Genomic DNA, 11,350 nt, shown 5'->3' with positions numbered 1-11,350 from the left:
GCCAGTCGAAAAGGATCGGGCGCGCCGTAGCGCGCCCGATCCTTTTCATTTTTACGAGGTCAGATGACGAAGAACCAGTTGGCGAGCAGCATCACCACCACGCCGGCGACCAGCGTCAGATAGGGCAGTATGCCCGCCTTTCTAACCGAGAGGTCGGCCCCCGTCATGCCGAGATCGGCCAGCATGTGGTCGGGGAACTTGCCCTTGTCCTGGATATAGTGGCGGAAGCAGAACACCGGGATGATCAGGGCCGCCGTGATCAGGCCGGCCCACAGCGCCATCGGGTTCCACACCTTGGCGCCGGCGCCCATGAAGATCATGTTGACATAGGCGAAGATCGCGCCGACGCCGAGCAACCAGCTCGGTGCTTTCCAGGGCCGGGCGATATGGCCGTTGTCGATGCGGTGGATCCAGCCGGCGTTGAGGTTGAGGAAGTTGAAGATGATATAGCCGCAGTTCGACACGGCGAGGATGAAGAAGAAGCTCGTCGCGTCGGCAGAGGCGATGGCCAGCACGATCAGGTTGAAGACGAGATCGGTCCACATTGCCCGCGTCGGCGCGCCATGTTCGTTGACATGGCTGAGATAGCGCGGCAGCCAGCCATCGACCGAGCCCTGGTAGAGCGTGCGCGAAGAGCCGGCCATGGCCGTCATGATGCACAGAACCAGCGCCAGGATCATCAGCATCACCAAGAGGCTGTGGACCAGTGCGCCGCCGCCGACCATGCCGGCCAGCGCGTCGGCGACACCGGAGCCGTCGACGATCGGTGTCGCCAGCATGCCGTTGAGGCCAAGCACGCCCTGGAAGGTGAACGGCACCAGGATGAACAGCAGCATGCACAAAAGGCCGGAATAGAAGATCGCCTTGAACGTGTCGGTGCCCGGGTTCTTGAACTCGGATGTGTAGCAGACGGCGGTCTCGAAGCCGTAGGTCGACCAGGCGGCGATGAACATGCCGCCAAGCACCAGCGTCCAGCCGGCGATGTTCCAAGCGCCGGGTTCGGGCGCATAGGCGGCCGCCAGCGGCACCAGCGGCGAAAAATTCGCCCAGTTGATCTGGCCGGTGATGATCGGCACCACGCCGACGATCAACATCGGGATGATGACCAGCAGGCCAATATATTTCTGCACGTTGGCAGTGCCGAGGATGCCGCGATGCTGGATGGCGAAGATGATCAGCATCAGCACCGCACCGATGAAGAAGGTCGCGTTGAGGGTGAACGAGACCGGACCCAGCGTGTGGCTGTAGAGCGTCCAGTTGCGGATCACCGGCGTTGCCGCGGCGGTCACCGCCGTGATGGCGTCGGCGGCACTCGTCCCGGCATGCGCCGCGATATAGGCGACGACATCGGGCGAGGTTTCGGTGAACAGCGGCACCGGCGCCAACGCGTTGAGGATATAGGCGGCGGCGATCGAGCAGCCGAGCGACAGCACCGGCGACCAGGCGAACCAGTTGCACCACACCGACAGCGGCGCGATGAACTTGGAATAGCGCAGCCATGCGGTGGCGCCGTAGATCGACGCACCGCCCGACTTGTTCGGAAACAGTCCGGCGATTTCGGCATAGGTGAAGGATTGCAGGAAGCCCATGATCATGGAGAAGATCCAGATCGCGAAGGCCAGCGTGCCGGTCGTGCCGGCAATGCCGCCGATCGAGAACAGGACGAGGGCAGGCACACCGCTCGCCACCCAGAAGGCGCCGCGCCAGTCGATATTTCGGTGCAACTTGCCTTCGGCAAGCGGCTCCAGGACAGTCGTTATCGTGCTCATATGTCTTTGTTCCCCATTTTGATGTTCCCCGTTCGTGACCGCCGCGGCTTCGCGAGGCTTCACCATCGACGCATGCATTGTTCGACTGCCGGTGTTTCCAGTCAGTCGTATTTTTTTCTTAACAGTGAAGATTGATCCGGCGCGCTTTCAGGTCAAGCGAATTGTCGCGCCGTGCACATCACGCTTGCGAAACATGTCAGCTTGACACTGCCGCGGGCGGATTGTTCGGAAAAGGACGAGGGGGCTGGAAATGAAAAACCCGCCGGAGGCGGGTCGCGGCGCAAATCAGCACCATGGACGAATATGTAGCATAGCTGCCCTCAGCAGTCAAGAAAAAATTCCTATCACAGGCTGCCAGATGGCCTCACTGTCTTGGGAGGAAGGCCGTCAGGAGCGTGGTTTGGTCTTTTGCGGATCGTAGTGGGCGAAGGCGACGACGCGCGCCGGCAGCCGCTTGGCATGGCCGTCGAGCTTGCCGATCTCGACCTCGGTACCGACAGCCGAATGGGTGACGTCGAGCCTGGCCAGCGCGATGGTCTTGTTCAGCACCGGAGAACGCATGCCCGACGTGACCACGCCGATCTGGGCGCGGCCGACATGCACGCAATCGCCATGGCCGACGTCGACATTGGCGTCGATGTCGAGGCCGACCAGCTTCGTCTGCGGGTGCTCCTTGCGGCGGATCAGCGCCTCGCGGCCGATGAAATCGTCGGTCTTGCTCTTCAGCGGCACGGTGAAGCCGATACCCGCCTCGAACGGATCGGTCTGGTCGGAAAATTCGTAGCCGGCGAAGATCAGCCCGGCCTCGATGCGCACCATGTCGAGAGCCTGCAGCCCCATCGGCTTCAGCCCATGCGGCTGGCCGGCTTCCCAGATGGCGTCGAACACCTTTTCGGCGTCGCGCGGATGGCACCAGATCTCGTAGCCGAGCTCGCCAGTATAGCCGGTGCGCGAGACCACGACCGGAATGCCGTTGCCGCCACCAATGCGTGCGACGGCGAAGCGGAACCATTCGAGTTCGTCGATCGACGGCTGCAGCGGCGAAGTCCAGATCACTTCTCGCAGGATGTCGCGGCTCTTCGGACCCTGCACGGCGACGTTATGCATCTGGTCGGTGGAGGAGCGCACCAGCACGTTGAGACCCAGCTTGGCGGCCGTCTCGCGCAGCCATTCGCCGGACAGATCGTCACCGCCGACCCAGCGGAAATTATCCTTGCCAAGCCGCAGCAGCGTGCCGTCGTCGATCATGCCGCCATGCTCGTAGCACATGGCGGAGTAGACGACCTGGCCGACGCCGAGCTTCTTGACGTCGCGGGTCAGCGTGTATTGTAGCAGCGCCTCGGAATCCGGGCCGGTGACCTCGAACTTGCGCAGCGGCGACAGGTCCATGATCACCGCGTCCTGCCGGCAGGCCCAGTATTCGGCGATCGGCCCGTCCTTGGCGAAGGAATTGGCGAGCCAATAGCCCCTGTACTCGCCGAAGTTGCGGGTGTGCTTGGCAAAGCTCGAATGAAAAGCTGTCTCGCGGGTCATTTTCGGTTCCGAATCGGGCGTCATGCGTCTGGCGATCGCTCGCGAGAATTTGTGCTGGCCGGAATAGGTCCGCACATGGATGTCGGTCGGGTTCCAGCCATTGGCCGGCGTCGTGTCGTCGGGGCAGGCGGAGGAAACGCAGACGATGTCGGTGAGCGCCCTGAGCAGCACATAGTCGCCCGCCCGCGACCATGGCTCGTCGGACACCATGACGCCATGCGCGTCGATCGCCGTGTTGAAGAAGAAGTTGATCGCCATCCAGCCCGCGCGGGGATTGACGCCCTTGCCGGCCAGAGCGCCGTTGAAATTCTCCGAGCAGTTGGTGTGGCCGGGATAGCCGATGTCGTCGTAATATTTGGCGGCGCAGGCGAGCGCGAAGGCATCGTGCCGGCCGCATGTGTCCTGGATAACCTCGACCAGCGGCTCCATGTCCTGGTCGTAGTATTTGGAATGCAGGCCGGGCATCGGGTAGCTCGCGCCCATCAGCGTGCGCGTCGTCGTCACGTCGAGCGGATGGTCGAGCCCCTTGTCCAGCTTGCGGGCCGAAAAGCACTGGAAGTCGGTGCATTGGCGCCCGTCGACATCGATGATCTGCAGATAGTCGCCAGCCCTAACGAAATAGGCCTCCGCGGTAGCCGAGTGCACACGCAAATCGAGCACCGGGTCGGCCAGCGGGTCCGCTAACAGCGATTTCGCCGCCGGGCGGATCGTGGCGCGGCGGACGATGGCGGTCAGCGGCGTCGCCGTGTCGTGACCGTCGACCAGCATCGGGCCGCCGGGGGCCGCAATCAGCAACGCGCCATCGCGCGCGACGGTGAAAGCCTGTTCAATGCCGGCGGGCGTGGCTGCGCCGAACACGCGAACCGCCTTGGCATGGTCAAGCTGCACCTGCCGGCGCGCGAGCCCGCTCCGTAGCGATGCGAGGCTGTCGTCGTCCTCGGCCAATATCGCCTTGATGCCGGCAGCGTTGCTGTTCGATGCTTCACCAAAAATGCCGGGATCGGTCGCTCCGGTCCTGTCCCAGGCCAGCAACTCGCAGGCCTGGCCACCCTCGACATTGCGCACGGTGATCGTGTCGCCGGCCTCGATGTCGATGAGCACCGCGCCATTGCCATGGATCGTATAACGCTCCATGCCCGGCGGCAGCGCGATCTGGCCGGGCCTCAGGATGAGGCTCGGCCGCGGTGGTCCGGCTGCAATTGCGGGGTAGGGCGACTGGCTCATCTCAGCCTTGCGGTTCGAGAAACAAGTTTGCCTGTGTGTAAAATTATTTTAGCGGGAAGAATAGCAGTGCGCGTGCGTTTGGCAAGGCGAAGCGCACTTCTTCCCTTCTCCCCTTGTGGGAGAAGGTGGATCGGCGCGCAGCGCCGAGACGGTTGAGGGGTGCTGGCCGGAGCACCGTCCTTGCCAAGCTGGAGCACCCCTCATCCGACCTCGCTTCGCGAGGCCACCTTCTCCCACAAGGGGAGAAGGGAAGGGCGCGCACAAACGCTACGCCAAGTTCTCGCTGTGGCTGATCGCCACGCCATACTCCGCGCCCGAATCCAGCATCGTATGCCAAAGGCTCTCGGCAAACGTCGCAAACACCAGAACGTTGAACACCGCCTGCCCATTCGTCCGATCATTGCCGCGCCACAGCGTGACACTGGTGTGATCCATCGAGGTCGCGGCAGCAGCGCCAACCGGAAACGCATCGGGATGCAAATCGATCGACGACAGCTTGGCGAGCATCGTCCGCGCCTTGGCGCCGGAGATACTGATCAGCACGCGCGCATGCGATTGATCAGACAGCGAGGCAGGCCCGGACAATGCCGGCGCCAGCGTTCGCACTGTGTGCTTGCCGCCTTTCGACAAGACGAAGAACTGATCCGGTCCCGACCAGATCAGCGTGGCATCCGGAGTCTGTACCACCTTCGGCGCATCCGGTGGCACCACGCCAAATCGGGCCTTGGCCGCTTTCGCCAGATCGGTCCCTTTGCCGCGCCGCGCCATCAACTGGACGAGGTCGAAGTTGCGAATCTCGGTCAGCGAGACGTCGGCCTCGATACGGCGTGCACCATGCACGCCGGCAACAAGCGCCTTTTCAAGGGGACTGCGGGGAGCCCAGGAAAAATCAACCACGCTGGCGCCCTCCATCCGGGTCGTAGAAGACGGGATTGCAGAGTTCGACATCATAGTCTTCGCCGCGCAACGGATCATGCGCATGCACGATCTCGCCGATGCGCTCGCGGCCGCGTTCGACAAGCGCGAGCCCGATCCACTGATCCAATGTCGGCGAGAAGCAGACCGAGGTGACATAGCCTTGGTCGTTACCCGGTCCCGGTGTCTGTCCCTTCGGGATGATGTGTGCGCCGGAGCGCAAGCGGCGTGTCCTGTCCGTCGGCCTGATGCCGACGACGACCTGCCGGTCCGGGGCTACCAGCGCCTCGCGTCCGGCCATGACGCGGCCGATATAGTCTTTCTTGGTCGACATCATCTTGCCCAGGCCAAGATCGGCCGCCGTCGTCGTGCCGCTCAATTCCGGTCCGGCAATGTGGCCCTTTTCGACGCGCATGACGCCGAGTGCCTCGGTGCCGTAAGGCGTCACGCCGAACGGCGCGCCGGCCAGCATCAGATTGCGCGCCATGGCATCGCCGAAGCGCGCCGGCACTGAAATCTCGAACGCCATTTCACCGGAGAACGAGATACGGAACAGCCGCGCTCTCAGGCCGCCGCGAAGTGCGACTTCGCGCACGCCCATGAACGGAAAGCCTTCGTTCGACAGGTCTTCCGACGGGTCGACGATTTCCCTGAGCAGGTCTCGCGTTTTCGGTCCGGCGATCGAGAATTGCGCCCACTGGTCGGAGACCGAGGTCAACTGCACGTCGAGCTCCGGGAACAGCACCTGCCGGCAGAATTCGAGATGCTGCATCACCAGCCCGGCCTTGGCCGTGGTGGTGGTCAGGAAGTAATGGTCCTCCGCCAACCGCGACGTGGTGCCGTCGTCATAGACGATGCCGTCCTCGCGCAGCATCAGCCCGTAGCGCGCCTTGCCGACGGCGAGGCTGGAGAAGGTGTTGATGTAGACGCGGTCGAGGAAGGCGCCGGCATCCGGACCGTGCACGTCGATCTTGCCCAGCGTCGAGACATCACAGAAACCGACGCCACTGCGCACCGCCTTGACCTCGCGGGTCACCGATTCCAGCCAGTCCTTCTCGCCGGCGCGCGGGTACCATTGCGCACGCTTCCACAGACCGGTGTCGACGAAGACAGCACCTTGCTCCACGGCCCAGTGGTGCGACGGCGTCAGCCGCGTCGCATGGAACGTCTCGTCGCGGTGATGGCCGGCGAAGGCGCCGATGGCGACCGGCACGTAGGGCGGCCGGTAGATCGTCGTGCCGGTCTCGGGGATCGAACGGCCGCTGACCGCGGCCATGATGGCTAGGCCGGCGACATTCGAGGTCTTGCCCTGGTCGGTCGCCATGCCGAGCGTCGTGTAGCGCTTCAGGTGCTCGACGGATTCAAAGCCTTCGCGTTGCGCCAGTTCGATGTCGGAGGCGGTGACGTCGTGCTGGTAATCGACAAAAGCCTTGCCCTTGCCGGCGACGTGCCAGAGCGGCGTCAGCGAGAATGCCTCGTCGTCGGCGGCAGGCGCGGTACCCACTATGCCGCTATGTCCGGTGTCACGCGCCGCTGCCGCGCCGGCGGCAAATCCCTGGCTCAGGCAGGCGCCGAGGCCGAAATCGCCATTGGCGGCGCCGGCGGCGACCATGCCGGGAGGCGCGCCGTCCGGCACGAAGGCGGAGATGTCGTCACGCCACGCCGGCCGGCCGCGATGGAACGAGGTCAGCCCGACCGCCGGGTTCCAGCCGCCGGAGACCGCGAGGCCGTCGGCTTCGACCTCGGCGCGCGCGCCGCCGGTGAGCGACACCGCGATTTTCCTGACACCGTCCTTGCCGCCGTCGACGCCGCTGACGGAACCGTGCAGCACCGGGAAGCCGCCCTTGGAGGCCAGCGAACGATGCGCCGGCGATATTTCGGGCCGTGCATCGATGACCGCCGCGATCTGCAGGCCGGCCCCGAGTGCAGTCTCGACCGTACGCCAGCCATCCTCATTGTTGGTGAACAGCGCGAGGCGCTTTGCCGGTGTCGCCGCATAGCGCGCGACATAGGTGCGTATGGCGGACGCCATCATCACGCCGGGCGTGTCGTTGCCGGCAAAGACGATAGGCCGTTCGATGGCGCCGGCCGCGACGACGCAGCGCTTTGCCACGATCCGCCACAGCCGCTGGCGCACCTGATGCTGAGGCGGGGAGGGCAGGTGGTCGTTGACCCGCTCGATCGCCCCATAGGTGCCGCCATCATAGACGCCGAACAGCGTCGTGCGGGTCATGATACGGACATCGGGCATGTCAGCCAGTTCAGCCAGCGTCCGCGACAGCCATTCGGCTGCCGGCACACCATCGATCGTACCGCCATCCGACAGCAAGCGGCCGCCGAGTGTGAAATCCTCTTCGCACAGGATGACGCGGGCGCCAGAGCGGCCGGCCGCCAATGCCGCGGCCAGACCGGTCGGGCCTGAACCGGCGATCAGCACATCGCAATGCGCCCATGCCTTGTCGTAGTGGTCGGGATCGGCGACGCCGGCGGCGCGGCCAAGGCCGGCGGCGCGGCGGATCGCCGGCTCGTAGATCGCCTCCCAGAATTTCGCCGGCCACATGAAGGTCTTGTAGTAGAAGCCGGCAACGAAGATCGGCGCGAACAGCTGGTTGACCGACATCACGTCGTGGCGCAGCGACGGCCAGCGGTTCTGGCTGGCGGCCTCAAGCCCATCATAGAGTTCGGCTGTGGTCGCCTTGGTGTTCGGCTCGCGCCGTGCGCCTGTGCGCAGTTCGACCAGCGCGTTGGGTTCTTCCGAGCCTGACGTCAGGATGCCGCGCGGGCGATGGTATTTGAACGAGCGGCCGACCAGCTTGACGCCGTTGGCGATCAGCGCCGAGGCGAGCGTGTCGCCCTGGAAGCCGGAGAAAGCCTTGCCGTCGAAACGGAAGTTCAGCGGTGCCGAGCGGTCGACAAGGCCGCCATTGCCGAGCCGGTGTGTCTGCGCGCCGGCCATCACGCGTCAACCTTCGCAGCGCCGGCGCCCGCCGCCGGTTCGATTGAAGAGATCTCGTGCGTCAGCGTGTTGCGGGTGACCTTCAGCCAGGCCCGGCAGCCACCGCCATGGTACCAGTATTCGCTGGTATCACCGGCAACGTTGTCGCGCAGATAGACATAGTCGAAGACCTCGTCTTCCGAGGCGCCGGCTTCGGGCCGCACAGGTTTGGTGTCGCCGAGATAGGTGAACTCGCCGAGCTCGCGTTCGCCGCAGAAGGGACAGACAATGCGCATGCTGTTCTAGACCGCCTTCAATGCAGGTTCGGTTGGGCGCCCTGGCCCTTTTCGTCGATCATGGCGCCAGTCCGGAACCGGTCGAGGCGGAACCGTGCCGCCTCATTGTGCGATTCGTCGCGAGCCAGAAGATGGGCAAAGACAAAGCCGGAGCCTGGTGTCGCCTTGAAGCCGCCATAGCACCAGCCGGCGTTGATATAGAGCCCGTCGACAGGTGTCTTGTCGATGATCGGCGAGCCATCCATCGACATGTCCATGATGCCGCCCCACTGGCGCAGCAGGCGCACGCGGCCGATCATCGGCATCAGCGCCATGCCGCCCTCGCAGACGTCTTCCATGACAGGCATGTTGCCGCGCTGGGCGTAGGAATTGTAGCCGTCTATATCGCCGCCGAAGACCAGGCCACCTTTGTCGGACTGGCTGACGTAGAAATGGCCGGCGCCGAAGGTCATGACGCCAGGGATGAGCGGCTTGATCGCCTCGGAGACGAAGGCCTGCAGCACATGGCTTTCGATCGGCAGGCGCAGGCCGGCCATTGCCGCGACGCGCGACGAGGAACCCGCGACCGCCATGCCGACCTTGCCGGCGCCGATCTTGCCGCGCGACGTCTCGACGCCGGTCACCTTGCCGTTGGCGTCCCTGACGAAGCCAGTGACTTCGCAATTCTGGATGATGTCGACGCCGAGTTCGCTCGCCGCATGCGCATAGCCCCAGACAACAGCATCATGACGTGCCGTGCCGCCGCGTCGCTGCAACAGCCCGCCTTGCACGGGAAAGCGCGCATTGTCGAAGTTCAGGAACGGTATCATTTTCCTGACAGCGGCGAGGTCGAGCAGTTCGGCGTCGATGCCGTTGATGCGCATGGTGTTGCCGCGCCGCGCATAGGCGTCGCGCTGCGCGTCGGAGTGGTAGAGATTGATGACGCCGCGCTGGCTGACCATCGCATTGTAGTTGAGGTCCTGCTCCATCCGCTCCCACAGCTTCATCGACAATTCGTAGAAGCCGGTGTTGCCGGGCAGGCCGTAATTGGAGCGGATGATGGTGGTGTTGCGGCCGGCATTGCCGGAGCCGATCCAGCCTTTTTCGAGCACGGCGACATTCTTGATGCCGTACTCGCTGGCGAGGAACCAGGCGGTGGCAAGCCCGTGGCCGCCGCCGCCGATGATCACCACGTCGTAGCGGTCCTTCGGCGTGGCGTCGCGCCAGGTGCGCTGCCAGTTCTTGTGGCCGGACAGGGCGGCGCGGGCGAGCGAGAAGATAGAATATTTCATCAGTTCATTCCGAGGTCGCTCGCGTCACGCTGGGTCTTCCTCGACGCATCGGATTCGTCCGAAAACCGCTACGCACTTTTCGGTCCGATGCTCTAGATATCCAGCGTGTGGTCGCGCTCCCATTGCGTGAAGTGCGAAGCATAGGAATTCCATTCCTGGTGCTTCAGCTTTAGGTAGGCCGACGAGAATTCCTCACCCAGCGCCGCCTTGAGCGATTTGTCCTTGTCGAACTCGCGCAACGCGTCGAGCAGGTTGAGCGGCAACTTCGGCGCGCCCTTCACCGTGTGCCCATGCTGGTACATGTCGATGTCGTAGCGCTTGCCGGGATCGGCCTTCGAGCGGATGCCGTCGAGGCCGGCGGCGATGATGACAGCCTGCAGGAGATAGGGGTTGGCCGCACCATCCGGCAGGCGCAACTCGAAGCGGCCGGGGCCGGGCACGCGCACCATGTGGGTGCGGTTGTTGCCGGTCCAGGTCACTGTGTTCGGCGCCCATGTCGCGCCCGAAATGGTGCGCGGCGCGTTGATGCGCTTGTAGGAATTCACCGTCGGATTGGTGATGGCGGCCAGTGCCGAGGCATGCTTCATAATGCCGCCAAGGAAGTTCCTACCCTTGGCCGACAGGCCGAGCTCCATCGAATTGTCGGCGAAGACGTTGGTCTTGCCGGCCTTGTCCCAGACCGAGATATGGGCATGGCAGCCATTGCCGGTCAGGCCCTGGAAGGGTTTGGGCATGAAAGTCGCGCGAAGGCCATGCTTTTCCGCGATCGACTTGACCATGAACTTGAAGAACGAGTGCTTGTCGGCGGTCGCCAGCGCGTCGTCGAAGGCCCAGTTCATCTCGAACTGGCCGTTGGCGTCCTCGTGGTCGTTCTGGTAGGCGCCCCAGCCGAGCGCCAGCATGTGGTCGCAGATTTCGGCGATGACGTCGTAGCGGCGCATCACCGCTTGCTGGTCGTAGCAGGGTTTTGAGGCCGTGTCGTATTCGTCGGAAATCGTCTTGCCGTCAGGCGAGATCAGGAAGAACTCGGCCTCGACGCCGGTCTTGACGTGCATGCCGTCGCTGGCGGCTTCCGCGATCAGCCGCTTCAGCGTGTTGCGCGGCGCCTGGTCGACCTCCTTGTCGTCCATGATGCAGTTGGCGGCGACCCAGGCGACCTCCGGCTTCCACGGCAGCTGGATGACCGAATCCGGATCCGGCACCGCCAGCATGTCGGGATGTGCTGGCGTCAGATCCAGCCAGGTGGCGAAACCGGCAAAGCCGGCGCCGTCCTTCTGCATGTCTGATATCGCCTGTGCCGGCACCAGTTTGGCACGCTGACCACTGAACAGGTCAGTGTAGGAAATCATGAAATATTTGACGTTTTTCGCCCTTGCGAATTCTGCAAGATCAGTTGCCACGGTAGTT

Annotated in this window: 7 protein-coding genes; all 7 read right to left on the bottom strand. The window is 64.0% G+C overall.

The genetic code is table 11. The annotated features are described in order from the left end of the window. Positions 1–59: 59 nt before the first annotated feature. Positions 60–1,769 carry an APC family permease gene (locus MESCI2_RS0107740; protein ID WP_027036070.1) on the bottom strand — a complete coding sequence of 570 codons (1,710 nt, stop codon included), beginning with the start codon at positions 1,767–1,769 and terminating at the stop codon, positions 60–62. Positions 1,770–2,156: 387 nt separating this feature from the next. Then, the gene (locus MESCI2_RS0107735; RefSeq protein ID WP_027036069.1) at positions 2,157–4,526 is read right to left on the bottom strand and encodes a DUF1989 domain-containing protein; all 2,370 of its coding nucleotides are present in this window, start codon (positions 4,524–4,526) and stop codon (positions 2,157–2,159) included. A gap of 267 nt (positions 4,527–4,793) precedes the next feature. Further along, positions 4,794–5,423, bottom strand: coding sequence for a sarcosine oxidase subunit gamma (locus tag MESCI2_RS0107730; protein ID WP_027036068.1), 630 nt, complete (start codon positions 5,421–5,423; stop codon positions 4,794–4,796). Beyond that, positions 5,416–8,397, bottom strand: coding sequence for a sarcosine oxidase subunit alpha (locus tag MESCI2_RS0107725; RefSeq protein WP_027036067.1), 2,982 nt, complete (start codon positions 8,395–8,397; stop codon positions 5,416–5,418). The genes MESCI2_RS0107730 and MESCI2_RS0107725 overlap by 8 nt, the downstream gene beginning before the upstream one ends. Then, positions 8,397–8,672 carry a sarcosine oxidase subunit delta gene (locus MESCI2_RS0107720; protein ID WP_027036066.1) on the bottom strand — a complete coding sequence of 92 codons (276 nt, stop codon included), beginning with the start codon at positions 8,670–8,672 and terminating at the stop codon, positions 8,397–8,399. The genes MESCI2_RS0107725 and MESCI2_RS0107720 overlap by 1 nt, the downstream gene beginning before the upstream one ends. 17 nt (positions 8,673–8,689) lie before the next feature. Next, complete coding sequence (locus MESCI2_RS0107715) at positions 8,690–9,943, bottom strand: sarcosine oxidase subunit beta family protein (RefSeq protein ID WP_027036065.1); 1,254 nt, start codon at positions 9,941–9,943, stop codon at positions 8,690–8,692. Between the two features lie 92 nt (positions 9,944–10,035). Next, entirely contained in the window at positions 10,036–11,343 is a 1,308-nt protein-coding gene (gene glnT / locus MESCI2_RS0107710) for a type III glutamate--ammonia ligase (protein WP_024502590.1), read from the bottom strand. Positions 11,344–11,350 lie beyond the last annotated feature (7 nt).

Source organism: Mesorhizobium ciceri WSM4083, from assembly GCF_000519305.1.
In the GTDB taxonomy this organism is placed as follows: domain Bacteria; phylum Pseudomonadota; class Alphaproteobacteria; order Rhizobiales; family Rhizobiaceae; genus Mesorhizobium; species Mesorhizobium ciceri_B.
The sequence above is the reverse complement of the archived record's forward strand: the minus strand, read 5'-3'. Positions and strand labels throughout refer to the sequence as shown.